Source organism: Kitasatospora sp. NPDC101183, from assembly GCF_044767945.1.
In the GTDB taxonomy this organism is placed as follows: domain Bacteria; phylum Actinomycetota; class Actinomycetes; order Streptomycetales; family Streptomycetaceae; genus Kitasatospora.
Genome location: NZ_JBIWOW010000017.1, coordinates 161,484 through 175,946, shown reverse-complemented (window position 1 = coordinate 175,946; position 14,463 = coordinate 161,484). Strand labels below are relative to the sequence as shown.

13 protein-coding genes are annotated in these 14,463 nt (G+C 73.2%); 4 read left to right on the top strand and 9 right to left on the bottom strand.

All coding sequences use genetic code 11. From position 1 onward, the window contains the following. Positions 1 to 9: 9 nt before the first annotated feature. The 5 genes from ACIRRS_RS24600 to ACIRRS_RS24580 all read right to left on the bottom strand — a co-directional run bounded on the left by ACIRRS_RS24600 (position 10) and on the right by ACIRRS_RS24580 (position 5,684). A complete protein-coding gene (locus tag ACIRRS_RS24600) occupies positions 10 to 942 on the bottom strand; it encodes a glutamate ABC transporter substrate-binding protein (RefSeq protein ID WP_402974512.1) in 933 nt (310 codons plus the stop codon). Positions 943 to 952: 10 nt separating this feature from the next. Beyond that, on the bottom strand, positions 953 to 1,681 hold the full coding sequence (locus ACIRRS_RS24595; protein WP_402974629.1) for an amino acid ABC transporter ATP-binding protein: 729 nt from the start codon (positions 1,679 to 1,681) through the stop codon (positions 953 to 955). 47 nt (positions 1,682 to 1,728) lie between these two features. Continuing rightward, a complete protein-coding gene (locus tag ACIRRS_RS24590) occupies positions 1,729 to 1,974 on the bottom strand; it encodes a lipopolysaccharide assembly protein LapA domain-containing protein (protein WP_402974509.1) in 246 nt (81 codons plus the stop codon). A 118-nt stretch (positions 1,975 to 2,092) separates the two neighbouring features. Next, complete coding sequence (locus ACIRRS_RS24585) at positions 2,093 to 3,865, bottom strand: ABC transporter ATP-binding protein (protein ID WP_402974506.1); 1,773 nt, start codon at positions 3,863 to 3,865, stop codon at positions 2,093 to 2,095. A gap of 46 nt (positions 3,866 to 3,911) precedes the next feature. Beyond that, the gene (locus ACIRRS_RS24580) at positions 3,912 to 5,684 is read right to left on the bottom strand and encodes an ABC transporter transmembrane domain-containing protein (RefSeq protein WP_402974503.1); all 1,773 of its coding nucleotides are present in this window, start codon (positions 5,682 to 5,684) and stop codon (positions 3,912 to 3,914) included. A gap of 481 nt (positions 5,685 to 6,165) precedes the next feature. Here ACIRRS_RS24580 and ACIRRS_RS24575 point away from each other — a divergent pair, with 481 nt between their 5' ends. Then, positions 6,166 to 7,032, top strand: a complete 867-nt coding sequence (locus tag ACIRRS_RS24575; RefSeq protein ID WP_402974501.1) for an aldo/keto reductase — start codon at positions 6,166 to 6,168, stop codon at positions 7,030 to 7,032. Between the two features lie 287 nt (positions 7,033 to 7,319). On the opposite strand, the gene ACIRRS_RS24570 is transcribed toward ACIRRS_RS24575, so the two are convergent. Beyond that, positions 7,320 to 8,120: a MarR family winged helix-turn-helix transcriptional regulator gene (locus ACIRRS_RS24570; RefSeq protein ID WP_402974498.1), complete on the bottom strand. Its 801-nt coding sequence runs from the start codon at positions 8,118 to 8,120 to the stop codon at positions 7,320 to 7,322. Positions 8,121 to 8,587: 467 nt separating this feature from the next. Between ACIRRS_RS24570 and fabG the strand changes: the two genes are divergently transcribed. Continuing rightward, positions 8,588 to 9,355 (top strand): 3-oxoacyl-ACP reductase FabG, encoded by a 768-nt coding sequence (gene fabG, locus ACIRRS_RS24565; RefSeq protein ID WP_402974495.1) that lies wholly within the window; start codon positions 8,588 to 8,590, stop codon positions 9,353 to 9,355. A gap of 245 nt (positions 9,356 to 9,600) precedes the next feature. Next, entirely contained in the window at positions 9,601 to 10,383 is a 783-nt protein-coding gene (locus ACIRRS_RS24560; RefSeq protein WP_402974492.1) for a phosphatase PAP2 family protein, read from the top strand. Positions 10,384 to 10,551: 168 nt separating this feature from the next. On the opposite strand, the gene ACIRRS_RS24555 is transcribed toward ACIRRS_RS24560, so the two are convergent. Beyond that, the gene (locus tag ACIRRS_RS24555; protein ID WP_402974489.1) at positions 10,552 to 10,731 is read right to left on the bottom strand and encodes a proteinase inhibitor I78; all 180 of its coding nucleotides are present in this window, start codon (positions 10,729 to 10,731) and stop codon (positions 10,552 to 10,554) included. 75 nt (positions 10,732 to 10,806) lie between these two features. Between ACIRRS_RS24555 and ACIRRS_RS24550 the strand changes: the two genes are divergently transcribed. Continuing rightward, positions 10,807 to 11,079, top strand: a complete 273-nt coding sequence (locus tag ACIRRS_RS24550) for a DUF6343 family protein (RefSeq protein ID WP_402974486.1) — start codon at positions 10,807 to 10,809, stop codon at positions 11,077 to 11,079. Between the two features lie 48 nt (positions 11,080 to 11,127). On the opposite strand, the gene ACIRRS_RS24545 is transcribed toward ACIRRS_RS24550, so the two are convergent. Both ACIRRS_RS24545 and dxs read right to left on the bottom strand, forming a co-directional pair. Next, positions 11,128 to 12,549 (bottom strand): aspartate aminotransferase family protein, encoded by a 1,422-nt coding sequence (locus ACIRRS_RS24545; RefSeq protein ID WP_402974483.1) that lies wholly within the window; start codon positions 12,547 to 12,549, stop codon positions 11,128 to 11,130. Then, positions 12,539 to 14,446: a 1-deoxy-D-xylulose-5-phosphate synthase gene (gene dxs / locus ACIRRS_RS24540; RefSeq protein WP_402974480.1), complete on the bottom strand. Its 1,908-nt coding sequence runs from the start codon at positions 14,444 to 14,446 to the stop codon at positions 12,539 to 12,541. Before dxs ends, ACIRRS_RS24545 begins: the two co-directional genes overlap by 11 nt. Positions 14,447 to 14,463 lie beyond the last annotated feature (17 nt).

Below are 14,463 nucleotides of genomic sequence, written 5' to 3'. Positions count from 1 at the left end.
GCGGCCCTCTCAGTACCGGTCGATCTTCGGCGGGTTGGGCGCCGGCTCCCCGGACAACCCGAGGGTGGCGTCGAAGGCCTTCTTCCAGTCGCCGTTCTGCTCGTGCGCGGCCAGCGCGTCGTTGATCGCCCCGCGCAGCACGGTGTCGTTCTTCGGCACGCCGATGCCGTACGGCTCGGTGGAGAACAGCGGGCCCACCACCTTGAGTTCGTCCGGCACCTTGGCCGCGTAGCCGAGCAGGATCGCGTTGTCCGTGGTGACGGCGTCGACCTGGTTGGTGATCAGGTTGTCCACGCAGGCCGAGTAGGTGTCGTAGCCGATCAGGTGCGCCTTGGGGTACTGCGACTGGATGCGCTGGTACGGCGTGGAGCCGGCCGCCGAGCAGACCTTCCTGCCGTTCAGGTCCTGCGGCCCGTGGATGCTGTTGTCGTTCTTGCGCACCAGCAGCGACTGCCCGGCGACGAAGTACGGCCCGGCGAAGCCGACCAGCTTCTTGCGGTTGTCGTTGATGGTGTACGTGCCGACGTAGTAGTCCACCTGGCCGTTCTGCAGCGCGGTCTCGCGGTTGGCCGAGGCGATGGTCTTGAACTGGATCCTGTCCGGCGGGAAGCCCAGCGAGGCGCCGACCATCGTGGCGATCTCGATGTCGAACCCGGAGTACACCCCGGTGGCCGGGTTCTTCTGGCCCAGGTAGGGCTGGTCCTCCTTGGCGCCGACCACCAGGTGGCCCCGGCCGCGCGCCGCGTCCAGGGTCGAGGAGCCGGTGATCCGGGAGGCGTCCTGGACCTGGTAGCTGGGCAGGGCGCTGGGCTGCGGGCCCTTGGGCGGCGGGGTCCCCGCCTTGCCGCAGCCGGCCGCCAGGACGGCGACGGCGGCCAGCAGGGCGGCGGCCAGCGAGCGGGCGCGCGCGGCGGGCGCGGCGGGCGTCCTCGTACGGTTCACGGCCCCCGCCTCAGTGCTTCAGGATCTTGGACAGGAAGTCCCGGGCGCGTTCGCTCTCCGGGGCGCTGAAGAAGTCCTCGGGGGCGCGGTCCTCGACGATCCGGCCGTCCGCCATGAACACCACCCGGTTCGCGGAGGCCCGGGCGAAGCCCATCTCGTGGGTCACCACCACCATCGTCATGCCCTCGTGGGCGAGCTGGCGCATGACGTCCAGCACCTCGGTGATCATCTCGGGGTCGAGGGCCGAGGTGGGCTCGTCGAACAGCAGCGCCTTGGGGTCCATCGCCAGCGCCCGGGCGATCGCCACCCGCTGCTGCTGCCCGCCGGACAGCTGCGCCGGGTACTTGTCCGCCTGCGAGGCGAGGCCGACGCGCTCCAGCAGGGCGCGGGACTTGGCGTCCGCCTCCGCCTTCCCGCGCCCGCGCACCTTGGTCTGGGCGAGCGAGACGTTCTGCAGCACGGTCTTGTGCGCGAACAGGTTGAAGGACTGGAACACCATGCCGACCTCGGCCCGCAGCCTCGCCAGCCCCTTGCCCTCCGCGGGCAGCGGCTCGCCGTCGATCAGGATGACGCCCCGCTCGATCGGCTCCAGCCGGTTGATCGCCCGGCACAGCGTGGACTTGCCGGAGCCGGAGGGGCCGATCACGACGACGACCTCGCCGCGGCCGACGGTCAGCTCGATGTCCTGCAGCACGTGCAGGTCCCCGAAGTGCTTGTTGACGCCGCGCAGTTCGATCAGCGGCGTGAAGGAGGAGGCGCCGGCCGCCGCCGGCCCGGGGGCGGCGGTCACCGGTTGCGCCGCCCCTTCAGCAGCCAGCCCAGCGCGGCGCCGGCCAGCAGCGTGGCCAGCAGCGCGATCCACAGCGGCGCGGTGACGGTGAACACCCAGAACTGGATCTTCACCTTGTCGAGGTTGGCGAACAGGAACCACACGGCGAGGATCACGATCACGCCGATCCCGATCCACCGGGTGGGGATGCCGCCGATCTCGCTGCGCTGGGAGCCGGACGAGCCGTCTGAAATCTTGGTCACCGGAGCAGTCTGCGGGCCTTGCGGAGGTTTTGCCCGGTTACGCGCCCGAGCGGGCCAAGGAGTAACCCGCACGGGGCAATCCGACCCCGTGCGGGTTTGAACTCCGTGCCTGCGGGCCCTACCGTTCGTCCCTCCAGGAGCGCCACAGCGCCGCGTACGGGCCGCCGGCCGCGACCAGCTCCGCGTGGCTGCCGTACTCGCTGATCCGCCCGCCCTCGACCACCGCGATCACGTCCGCGTCGTGCGCGGTGTGCAGCCGGTGCGCGATGGCGATGACGGTGCGGCCCTCCAGGACCTTGGAGAGCGAGCGCTCCATGCGCCGGGCGGCGCTCGGGTCCAGCAGCGAGGTGGCCTCGTCCAGCACCAGGGTGTGCGGGTCGGCCAGCACCAGCCGGGCCAGGGCGAGCTGCTGCGCCTGCGGCGGCGTCAGCGCGGTTCCCCCGGAGCCGACCTCGGTGTCCAGCCCCTGCGGCAGCGCGTCCGCCCACTCCCCGGCGTCCACCGCCTCCAGCGCGGCGCGCAACTCGGCGTCGTCGGCCCCCGGCGCGGCCAGGCGCAGGTTGTCCCGCAGGGTGCCGACGAAGACGTGGTGCTCCTGGTTGACGAGGGCGACCTCGGCGCGCACCCGCTCGGCCGGCATCCGGGCCAGCGCCGCGCCGCCGAGCGTCACGCTTCCCCGGCCGGGGGCGTAGATCCCCGCCAGCAGCCGGCCCAGGGTGGACTTGCCCGCCCCGGACGGCCCGACCAGGGCGACGCGACTGCCCGGCGCGACGTCCAGGGTGATCCCGTGCAGCACGTCGACGCCCTCGCGGTAGCCGAACCGCACGTCCCGGGCCTCGACCCGGCGGCCGTCGGGGCGGGCGCTCTCGTCCCCCTCGTGGCCGGGCACCTCCTGGACGCCGACCAGCCGGGCCAGCGAGGCCTGGCCGACCTGCAGCTCGTCGTACCAGCGCAGGATCAGGTCCACCGGGCCGACCAGCATCTGCGTGTAGAGCACGCCCGAGGTCAGCTGGCCCACGGTGATCCAGCCGCGCAGGGCGAGCAGCCCGCCCACCACGAGGGTGGCCAGCAGCGCCGAGGCGTAGACCGCGTCGATGCTCGGGAACCAGACCGAGCGCAGCCACAGCGTGTACCGCTCCCAGGCGACCCACTCGCCCAGCCTGCGGTCCGCCAGCCGCACGCGCTGCCCGCCCAGGCGCAGCGCCTCGACCGTGCGCCCGGCGTCCACCGTCTCGGCCAGCACGTTGCTGACCTCGGCGTGCGCGGCCGACTCGTTGCGGTAGGACTGCGGCGCCCGCCGGAAGTACCAGCGGCAACCGAGGACGAGCAGCGGCATGCCGGTGAGCGCGGTGAGCGCGAGCGGCGGCGCGGTGACCAGCAGCGCGCCGATCAGGAGCATCAACGACACCAGGGCTACGGCGAGTTCGGGCAGCGCCTCGCGGACGGACTTGTCCAGCCGGTCGATGTCGGTGGTGCCCCGGGAGACGAGGTCCCCGGTGCCGGCCCGCTCCAGCACGCCGGTGGGCAGCGTGACGGAGCGCACCAGGAAGTCCTCGCGCAGGTCGGCGAGGACCTGCTCGCCGAGGACGGCGCTGCGCATGCGCGACCAGCCGGTGAACGCGGCCTGCACGATCAGCGCCGCCAGGTACCAGCCGACGGCCGAGGTGACGGCGGCTTCGGTGGTCCCGGCGGCCAGGGACTCGACGAGCGTGCCGAGCACCCACGGCCCGACGAGCCCGGCCAGGGTGGCGACCGAGTGCAGCCCCACCACGGCGGAGAACCCGCCCCGGTGGCGCCGCGCCAGCACCCGCAGGTACCGGCGCACGGCGGCCGGGGAGCCGACCGGCAGGGTGGTGGCCGGCTCCTGGTCGTGCCTCAGGGGCGGCTTCATGACGTGCTCCTCCGGTCTCCGGTCGCCCGGTACGCGTTCACGGCCCTCACACCCGCTCCTTCACCGGCAGCGGCTCCTCGTCCCGGGCGACGACGGCCCGGTAGGCGGGCTCGGCCCGCATCAGCTCCCCGTGCCGCCCGGCGGCGACGGCCCGGCCGCCGCGCACCAGCACCACCCGGTCCGCCCGGTCGAGCAGCAGCGGGCTGGTCGCGAACACCACGGTGGTGCGCCCGGCCCTGACGTCCCGCAGCCCGGCCGCGATCCGGGACTCGGTGTGCGCGTCCACCGCGCTGGTCGGCTCGTCCAGGACGAGCACGGGCGGGTCGGCGAGCACCGAGCGGGCCAGCGCCAGGCGCTGGCGCTGGCCGCCCGAGAGCGAGCGCCCGCGCTCGGTGATCCTGGCGCCCATCACGTCGCCGTCCGCGCCCGGGGAGCCGGACGCCAGGGCGTGCAGCACGTCGTCGCAGCGGGCGGCGGCCAGCGCCTCGGCCACCGGCACCCGGCCCGAGGAGGGGACGTCGAACAGCTCGGCCAGGGTGCCGGAGAGCAGCACCGGCTCCTTGTCCTGCACCAGCACCGCCTCCCGGGCCTCGGCGAGCGGCACCGCGTCCAGGTCCGTCCCGCCGAGGCGTACGGACGGGCGCGGCGCCTCGCCGTCGGCCGCGGGGACGTGCCCGCCGAGGCGCTCGGCGAGGGCCCCGGCGAAGTCCGGGTCCCCGCACACCACGGCGGTCAACTCCCCCGCGCGGGCGGTGAGTCCGGTCTCCGGGTCGTGCAGGTCGCCCTTCTCGGGCCGTATCAGCGCGGCGTCGCCGGGGGCGTCGGTGCGCCGGAGCGAGAGCACCCGCACCGTCCGCCCGGCGGAGACCCGGGCCACGCTCCAGGCGTGCGCGGCCTCGCCGAGGACGCGCAGCGGCGCCGCGAGGTAGGCGGTGGCGCCGTAGACGGCGATCAGGGTGCTCACGGGCAGCTCCCCGGAGGCGACGAGCCGGGCGCCGTACCAGGTGACGCCGACGACGAACAGGCCCGGCAGCAGCACCTGCTGAGCCTGCATCAGGGACTGCACCCGGGCGGAGCGGACGGCCGCGGCGCGCACCTCCTGCGAGGCGGCGCGGTAGCGCTGGAGGAACAGCTCCTCCCCGCCGATGCCGCGCAGCACCCGCAGCCCGGCCACGGTGTCGGCGGCCAGCTCGGTGGCCTTCCCGCCGAAGGCGCGCTGGCGCTCGTAGCGCCGCTCGAAGGGGCCGACCAGCGGCCACATCGAGACGGACAGCACCGGCACCCCGAGCAACACCCAGACGCCCAGGCCGGGTTGGACGGCGATCACGGCCGCGCTGACGGCCAGCCAGGTGATCACCGCGCCCCGGACGCGGGCGATCAGCTCGACGTACCAGGCGATCCGCTCGACGTCCCCGCCGCCGACGGCGACCACCTCCCCGGTGGCGACCCTGCGGGCGAGCCCGGACCCGAGGACGGCGGCCTTGCGGGCGACCAACTGTCGTACCTGGCAAGCGGCCTGGATCCAGTTCCAGATCGCCTGACGGTGCAGCAGGACGGCTCCGGCGGAGGACAGGGCGGCCAGCAGCAGCACGAGCGCGGCGGCCCGCCAGATCCCGCCCGCGTCGCCCTCGACGGCGGCCTGGACGCCGAGCCCGAGCGGCAGGGGCAGCGCGGCCCGGCCGCCCATCTCCAGCAGCGCCCAGCAGGTGGCGAGCACCTGGCCGCGCCTCTGGTCGCGCCTGATCCGGCGCAGGAAGCCCTCGGGTGAGCCCAGGTCGGGCGGGCCGGGATCGGCCGGGGGCAGAGGGGTGAGCAACATGACACTCCGATGCGGAAGTTTCGGACGTACGGGAGCTCTGGAGGGGAAGAGCGGAGGACGGCGGCCGGACGCGTGGGCGCGTCGGGGCGCACGTCATCGATCCCGGGGTGGGGCACCGGGTGAGCATGGGCAGGGCGCGAGGGGCCCGGATCTCAGGCGGCCATGACCGCGAGCCTGCCAACCGCATTGTGATCAGTGCAAGGGCTTTTTCCCAGCCATCGACACCAAACCCACACAGCACTTCCGCCCCACCAGCCCCGCACCGGCGGTTCCGCCGCCGCGTCAGGCCTCCGGGAGGCTTCTCCTCATGCGCAGGTCAAGCCCCTGGGGAACCCGGAAGAACCCGAACAGATTCGCTCGAACGGCGGGAACAAACCGGACCGAGGGCCGGTTTGCCCCCACGGGCATCCCGCGCACCCCCGCGCGCGGGCCCCGCCGACAGGACCCCTGAACACGCACCCCAGAAGGGCACTGCTTCCTCGTGAGCACCATCCCCGGCATCACCCTCAACGACGGCGCCCTCATCCCGCAGCTCGGCTTCGGCGTGTGGCAGGTCGCGGACGACGAGGCCACCGCCGCCGTCCGCACCGCGATCGAGGCGGGCTACCGCTCGATCGACACCGCCGCGATCTACGAGAACGAGACCGGCACGGGCCGCGCCATCGCCGAGGCCCTGGCGAACGGCACCGTCTCCCGCGGCGACCTGTACGTCACCACCAAGCTCTGGAACTCCGGCACCCGCGACTGGTCCGGCGAGCAGGGCCGCGACGCGGTGCTGCGCGAGTTCGACGCCTCGCTGGAGAAGCTCGGCCTCGACCACGTCGACCTCTACCTGATCCACTGGCCGCGCCCGGCCCACGGCACCTTCGCGAACGTCTGGAAGGCCCTGGAGCAGATCAAGGCGGACGGCCGGGCCACCTCGATCGGCGTCTCCAACTTCGGCCCCGAGCAGCTGACCCGCCTGCTCGACGAGTCCTCCGTCGTCCCGGTCCTGAACCAGATCGAGCTGCACCCGTACTTCCCGCAGGAGGAGCTGCGCGCCTTCCACGCCGAGCACGGCATCGCCACCGAGGCGTGGAGCCCGCTGGGCCAGGGCGGCGAGCTGCTGGCCGAGCCGGCGCTGGTGAAGGTCGCCGAGAAGCACGGCCGCAGCGTCGCCCAGGTGGTGCTGCGCTGGCACCTGCAGAGCGGCGTGATCGCCATCCCGAAGTCCGTCACCCCCTCGCGCATCCGCGAGAACCTGGACGTGGCCGGCTTCGAGCTGGACGCCGAGGACCTCGCCGCGATCGCGGGCGTGGCCACCGGCACCCGGATCGGCCCGGACCCGCAGGTCTTCGACTGGAACTGACGCCGGACCGGGCCGGCCGCCGCCCCGGCCGGCCCTGACCGCGCGCCGTCCCGCGGAAAAGCGGGAAAAGCGGAAAAGACCGCCCGCCCCCTCGTCGGAGGGGGCGGGCGGTCTTTCGGTATTCACAGCCTCCCCGGTGCGCCGCGGGCCGCCGTGATCGCGTCACGACGGCCGAACGACACCCGTGGTCGCCCCAGCCGCCACCGCCGTCCGCGAAGGAGTTCCGAACGATCAGAACCCTTCACGGAGTTGGCGAATCGTTTTGGCTGTGATTTCAGCGGCGGCCGCTACAGTCTGGCCGCCTTGGCGACCAGGGCCATCGCCGCCTCGTGCTCCTCCTCGTCCAGCGGTGCGAGCAGCAGCCGCTGGACCTCGGCCACACCGGCGGCCGAGCGGTGGAGCAGGTCCTGGCCCGCCGGTGAGAGCGAGAGCAGGTTGCGCCGCCCGTCCGAGGGGTCGCGCCGGCGCTGCACCAGACCGCGGCGCACCAGCCGGCTGACCATCTCGGCCATGGTGGCCTTGTCCAGCGAGGCCAGCTCGCCGACCGTGCGCTGGTCGGCGCCCGGTTCCTGTTCCAGGGCGTCCAGCACCGCGTACTGCGGCGCGGTCAGCTCGGCCCCGACGTGCTCGGACCAGAGCTTGGTGTGCACCTGCTGACCGACCCTGATGAGGTAGCCGATCGCCCGCTGGGCGTCCAGTATCGGCCGCGCGTCCGTGAAGACGGCGACCGCGGCGGGCTCAAGCCTGGCTATCTTGGCCATCACCCGCACGATCTCGACCTGCTCCTCCGCCGTCAGCGGTTCGAACAGGACGCGCTGCACGCGGACCACACCACCGGTGGCCTCGCGCACCGCCTGGGCGCCGCTCTGCGAGAGAGCGAGCAGTTTGCGCCGGCCGTCGGCCGGGTCTCGTCTGCGCAGCACCAGACCGCGCCTGACCAGCCGCGCGACCATCTCGGCCATCGTCGCCTTGTCGAGCGAGGCCCGCTCGCCGACGGTCCGCTGGTCCGCGCCCGGTTCCAGGGCGAGCACCAGCAGCACGGCGAACTGCGGAGCCGTGAGATCGGCTCCGACGTGCTCGGTCCACAACCGCGTGTGGACCTGTTGCGCAACACGAATGAGGTGTCCGGGCGACTGCTGCAGTCGCGCGGACACACGGGTTGTCGGGATCTCCCCCAGCACCATGTATCCGTCCCGATGTCACACCCGGTGTGTGTGGGACACCCGGGTGGGGCAGTTACGGCGAGTGGGCGTCCAGCTATGAGGGAGGGCGCTCCAGCCGTGCAGCCGGTGGCTGCTGGCGGACACTATACAAACGGCAGGGCCTTGCTGGCAGGCAGGGGCGGATAGTAGACGCAGGTTCGGCAACATTGGCATATTTACGCGCTCCGACCCGCCCCCGGTAACCCGGATTCAGCAGAAAGCCGACCGGTCGGTCCTTACCGACCGTCACCCGGGTCTCTCCGCCCTGGCCGCCCTCCCTACCCGCCGGTAGTGTGTGCCCACCCTCCCCGGGGGCTCCCCCGGGGGCAACCCCGAGAGAGACGAGAGCGAGCATGACCGACCAGAGCACCGCCCCCCGGGTCGCCGTCGTCACCGGCGCCGCCCGCGGCCTCGGCGCCGCCACCGCCGTCCGCCTGGCCGGGGACGGCTACGCCGTCGCCGTGCTGGACCTGGACGAGGCCGCGTGCGAGGACACCGTCGACCGGATCACCGCCGCCGGCGGCCGGGCCCTGGCGGTCGGCGCCGACGTCTCGGACGCCGGGCAGGTCCAGGCCGCCGTCGACCGGATCGCCGCCGAGCTGGGCGCCCCCGTGGTCCTGGTCAACAACGCGGGCGTGCTGCGCGACAACCTGCTCTTCAAGATGTCCGAGTCCGACTGGGACACGGTCATGAACGTCCACCTGCGCGGCGCCTTCCTGATGACCCGCGCGGTCCAGAAGTACATGGTGGACGCCGGTTTCGGCCGCATCGTCAACCTGTCCTCCTCCTCGGCCCAGGGCAACCGCGGCCAGGCCAACTACTCGGCCGCCAAGGCGGGCCTCCAGGGCTTCACCAAGACTTTGGCCATCGAGCTGGGCAAGTTCGGCGTCACCGCCAACGCCGTCGCCCCCGGCTTCATCGCCACGGACATGACGGCCGCCACCGCCGCCCGCGTCGGCATGGACTTCGAAGACTTCAAGCGGGCCGCGGCCTCGCAGATCCCGGTCCAGCGGGTCGGTCTGCCTGAGGACGTGGCCCACACCATCTCCTTCCTGGCCGGCGAGGGCGCCGGCTTCGTCTCCGGCCAGGTGATCTACGTCGCGGGCGGTCCCCTCGACTAGGGCTTCGCCTGAGCACGGAACCTACACAGGGTGACCACGGAGTGGGGAGCCGGCCGCACCGGCCTCCCGCTCCGTTTTCTTTACCGGGGCTTTTGCATGACCATTCGAAGGGGACACTGGTATTCGATCCCGAAAACCGGGAAATCACTCCCCGGGCTCCACCCCGAGCAGGCCGATTGTCGATTTCCCGGGAAAATGACAATTCCCTCCGAAATGGCCCCGCCCGCCTGGGTAAGGTCACCCCCGTGCACGCCAGAATTACCCCCGCCCCGTTTCCCCCGAAGGGGCCCGGACCCCGCACCGCCACCCGCCCCGGCGGCCCCGCCCGCCCGGCGCCCGACCCCGGCCGGCCCCCGGGCCGCGAGCCCGCCTGGCCGCCGCTGAGCCGCCGCCAGGCGGCCCTGCTCGCCGCCACCTGCGCGGTCTACCTGCTGGTGATGGCGGGCGTGGTGCTCAACACCTCCCTGGTCGACCTCGACTGGTCGGTGCGCCTGCTGCGCCCCTACCAGCGCTGGCCCCGCCTGGAGCCGCTGCTCGACACCTGGGTGGTCGCCGGCCAGCGCGGCCCCTCCGCGATCGCCGCCTTCGCCTGGCTGACCTGGCGCGCCCACCGGATCGGCCGGCTGCGCCCCCTGCTGGTCATGGGAGTCGCCCTGCTGCTGCTCAACGTCACCGTCGGCTCGGTCAAGATCGTCACCGGCCGCCTCGGCCCCCACTACGCCCAGTACGTGGGCTCGCCCGAACTGTTCTCCGGCGGCACCATCTTCCCCTCCGGCCACACCGCCAACGCCGTGGTCACCTGGGGCGTGCTCGCCTACCTGGCCGGCCGCTGGCGGCGCACCGGCGCGGTGATCGCCGCCGCCACCGCCTGCTCGATCGGCCTGACCACCGTCTACCTCGGCACCCACTGGGTCACCGACGTGCTCGCGGGCTGGGCCGCCGGAGCCCTGGTGCTGCTCTCCCTGCCGCTGCTCGAGCCCCTGGTCACCGCCGCCGAACTGCGGCTCTCCCACCGCTTCGGCAGATAGCCCCGCTAGGGCGTGTCTTTTGGATCACGTCGGATCAGCGGGCGTCGTTGGGGTGCGTGCATCGGCGGCGCCGAGGAGGGAGTCCATGCGGAGCATCGGCGACTGACGAGAAGCCGGCGAGGTGCGTGCCCCGGCGGCGTCCGCCTGGCGTGATCCGAAAGACACGCCCTAGCCCTCCCAGGCCCGCTCGACCACGCCCCCGCGCACGGTCAGGTTGAGCCGCCCCTCCCGGTACTCCATGGTGATCCGCGCCTCGGGGTCCAGCTCCCGCACCAGCGCCCAGCCGTCCCGGCCGGCCGCCTCCCGGGCCCGCTCGACCGTCATCCCCACGTACCGCTCCGCATCCACCGCGCCTCCCCGGCCCGTTCCTCGGACGTACGCTGGAATCGTAGCCCCCACCCGCGAGGCCGGAGGTGCCAGGCCATGCGCACCACCACCCCGAGGCGCTGGCGCAGCGGCACCGAGCCGTCCACCGCCCGCAGCGACCTCAAGCTCCGCTACCTGCTCTCGCTCGTCTTCACCCCGCTGTTCGCCCTCGCCACCCTCGGCTTCGCGCTCTGGGCGGCCGCCTCCCCCGCCTACGGCGCGCCGAGCCGGGGCACCCTGACCGGCTTCGCGGTGGCCTGCGGCCTGCTGACGGTCTTCGCGGCGGTCGACCTCGCGGTGGTGGTCCGGCGCCGCCGCACCGAACTCTGACGCGGTGCCTCCGAGGGGCGGGAGCCGAGCCTCCCGCCCCGTACGGCCTCAGCGGTTGCCCACCGCCTGCTTCACCAGCGTCCGCCCGAAGTCCCACATCAGCCCGCCGCCCCGGTGGGCGTCGTCCATGACGTCGGTGAACGCGTCCACGAAGCGGTCCACGTCCCGTTCGGTGATGATCAGCGGCGGGATCAGCTTGATCACCTCCAGGTGGTCCCCCGACACCTGGGTCAGGATGCGGTGGCGCTGGAGCAACGGCACCACGACCATCTGCGCGAACAGCCCCTTGCGCGCCGCCTGCAGGGCCGTCCACCCGGTGCGCAGCTTCAGGGACTTCGGCCGGCCGAACTCGATGCCGATCATCAACCCGCGCCCGCGCACCTCGGCCAGCATCTCGTACCGGTCCGTGAGCGCGGCCAGCCGCTCCCGGAACTGGTCGCCCACCTTGCGGGCGTTGTCCACGACCCGCTCGTCCTCCATCACGGCCAGGGTCGCCAGACCGGCCGCCATGGCCTGGTTGTTGGAGCCGAAGCTGGTCGAGTGCACCAGCACCCGGTCCATCGAGGAGTACACCTTCTCGAAGATCCAGCTCTTGCCGAGCGTCGCCCCGATCGGCACGTACCCGCCGGAGAGCGCCTTGGCCGCGCACACCAGGTCGGGCAGCACCCCGTCCTCGTGCTGGTAGGCGAAGAACTCGCCGGTGCGCCCGATCCCGGTCTGCACCTCGTCGCAGATCAGCAGCGCCCGGTGCTCGTGCAGCAGCGCCTGCGCGGCCCGCAGCCAGCCCGGCGGCGGCGCGAGCACGCCCTTGCCCTGGATCGGCTCGACGATCAGGGCGGCGACGTCCCCGCGCTTCAGCTCCTTGGCCAGCGCCCCGATGTCGCCCAGCGGGATGGCGGTGTCCGGCAGCAGCGGGTCGAAGCCCTTGCGGAAGCCGTTCTCCCCGTTGACGGACAGCGAGCCGGTGGTCAGCCCGTGGAAGGCGTGGTCGGCGTACAGGACGCGCTTTCGGCCGGTGGCGTAGCGGGCGAACTTGAGCGCCGTCTCCACGGCCTCGGTGCCGCTGTTGCCGAAGAACACCCGGTCCAGCCCCGGCGTGTACGAGAGCAGCCGCTCGGCCAGCAGCCCGGCCAGCGGCGAGCAGTCGAAGCGCACGAGGTCCGGCAGGTCGAGGTCCATCACCTGCTGGACGGCCGAGCGCACCGCGGGGTGGTGGCGGCCGAGCGCGAAGATCCCGAACCCGGCCAGCATGTCGAGGTACTCGTGGCCCTCGGCGTCGTAGAAGTACGGGCCCTCGGCGCGCTCGTAGAACTTGTCGAAGCCGATGGTGTGCAGCATCCGCGACAGCTGCGGGTTGAGGTAGCGGCTGTTCAACTCGTAGCGCTCGCCGCCGCGTTCGGCGAGCAGCGCGGCGATGTCGATTCCCGGACGAGCGGAGGCGGGACGGTCGGGGGCGGGGTCAGCCGGCATGGCGCGGGTTCGCTCCTCGGGTCGGCAGCAGGTTCTTGGCGAAGACGGCGCTCTGGGCCGCGACCCCGGTGCCGGTCAGCCCGGCCTCCTCCAGGATCTCCCCGCGCGAGGCGTGGCCGTGGAACTCCTGCGGCAGCCCGAGCACCCGCACCGGCACGTCCAGGTCCGCGTCGCGCAGCGCCTGCGCGACGGCCGAACCGACCCCGCCCGTACGGCCGTTGTCCTCGACGGTGACCACCAGCCGGTGGGCGCCGGCCAGTTCGAGCAGCGCCGGGTCCACCGGCTTGACCCAGCGCGGGTCGACGACGGTGGCGGTGAAGCCCTCGGCGAGCAGCAGCCGTGCCGCGTCCAGGCAGGCGGGCGCGGTGGTGCCGACGGCGACCAGCAGGATCTCCGGCTCCCGCCCGGTGCGCAGCAGCACGTCCACCCCGCCGATCCGGTCGACGGCCGCGACGGACGGCCCGACGACGCCCTTGGGGAAGCGGATCACCGTCGGCGCGTCGTCCACGGCGACGGCCTCGCGCAGCTGGGCGCGCAGCTGCTCGGCGTCGCGCGGGGCCGCCAGGCGCAGGCCCGGCACGACCTGGAGGACGGACAGGTCCCACATGCCGTGGTGCGAGGCGCCGTCGGGCCCGGTCACCCCGGCCCGGTCCAGGACGAAGGTGACGCCGAGCCGGTGCAGGGCCACGTCCATCAGCACCTGGTCGAAGGCCCGGTTGAGGAAGGTGGCGTACACCGCGACCACCGGGTGCAGCCCGCCGGTGGCCAGGCCCGCCGCGCTGGTGACGGCGTGCTGCTCGGCGATCCCGACGTCGAAGGTCCGCTCCGGGTACGCCTTGGCGAAGGGCGCGAGCCCCACCGGCTGGAGCATGGCGGCGGTGATCGCCACCAGGTCGCCGCGCTCGGAGCCGAGCGCGAGCAGTTCCTCCCCGAAGACGGAGGTCCAGGAGACCCCGGCGCTGGGCGAGATCGGCAGGCAGGTGTAGGGGTCGATCGGGTTGACGGCGTGGAAGCGGTCCGCCTCGTCCTGCTCGGCCGGCCGGTAGCCGCGCCCCTTGACGGTCAGGCAGTGCACGATGACGGGCCCGCCGAAGCCCCTGGCCTGCCGCAGCGCCAGCTCGACGGCGCCCAGGTCGTGCCCGTCGATGGGCCCGAGGTACTTCAGGCCCAGGTCCTCGAACATGCCCTGCGGGGCGAAGGCGTCCTTGAAGCCCTTCTTGGCGCCGTGCAGCGCGTCGAAGATCGGCTGGCCGACGAGCGGGGTGCGCTGCAGCGCCTCCTTGCCGAGGGCGAGGAAGCGCTCGTAGCCCCGGGTGGTGCGCAGGGTGGCGAGGTGGTGGGCGAGGCCGCCGACGGTCCGCGCGTAGGAGCGCTCGTTGTCGTTGACGACGATGACCAGCGGGCGGTCGGCCTCGGCGATGTTGTTGAGCGCCTCCCAGGCGAGCCCGCCGGTCAGCGCACCGTCGCCGATCACGGCCACGGTGTGGCGGTCGTGCTCCCCGCGCAGCTGGGCGGCCTTGGCCAGGCCGTCGGCGTAGGAGAGCGCGGTGGAGGCGTGGGAGTTCTCGACGAGGTCGTGCTCGGACTCGGCCCGGGAGGGGTATCCGGACAGGCCGCCCTTCATCCTCAGCCGGGTGAAGTCCTGTCTCCCGGTGAGGAGTTTGTGGACGTAGCTCTGGTGGCCGGTGTCGAAGACGATCCGGTCGCGGGGCGAGTCGAAGACCCGGTGCAGGGCGATGGTGAGCTCCACCACGCCGAGGTTGGGCCCCAGGTGGCCGCCGGTGCGGGTGACGGCGTCGATCAGGAAGTCGCGGATCTCCTCGGCCAGCAGCGGGAGTTCGGCTGCCGGGAGCCGTCGCAGCTCGGCCGGGGAGGTGACGCGGGAGAGCAGTGACATGGGTACACCTCACGACG

Bases quoted from the DNA above. Each gene is read 5' to 3' on its own strand.
- ACIRRS_RS24585 (WP_402974506.1), bottom strand. From the start codon at position 3,865: ATGAAGCCGCCCCTGAGGCACGACCAGGAGCCGGCCACCACCCTGCCG.
- ACIRRS_RS24580 (WP_402974503.1), bottom strand. From the start codon at position 5,684: ATGTTGCTCACCCCTCTGCCCCCGGCCGATCCCGGCCCGCCCGACCTG.
- fabG (WP_402974495.1), top strand. From the start codon at position 8,588: ATGACCGACCAGAGCACCGCCCCCCGGGTCGCCGTCGTCACCGGCGCC.
- ACIRRS_RS24550 (WP_402974486.1), top strand. From the start codon at position 10,807: ATGCGCACCACCACCCCGAGGCGCTGGCGCAGCGGCACCGAGCCGTCC.
- ACIRRS_RS24545 (WP_402974483.1), bottom strand. From the start codon at position 12,549: ATGCCGGCTGACCCCGCCCCCGACCGTCCCGCCTCCGCTCGTCCGGGA.
- dxs (WP_402974480.1), bottom strand. From the start codon at position 14,446: ATGTCACTGCTCTCCCGCGTCACCTCCCCGGCCGAGCTGCGACGGCTC.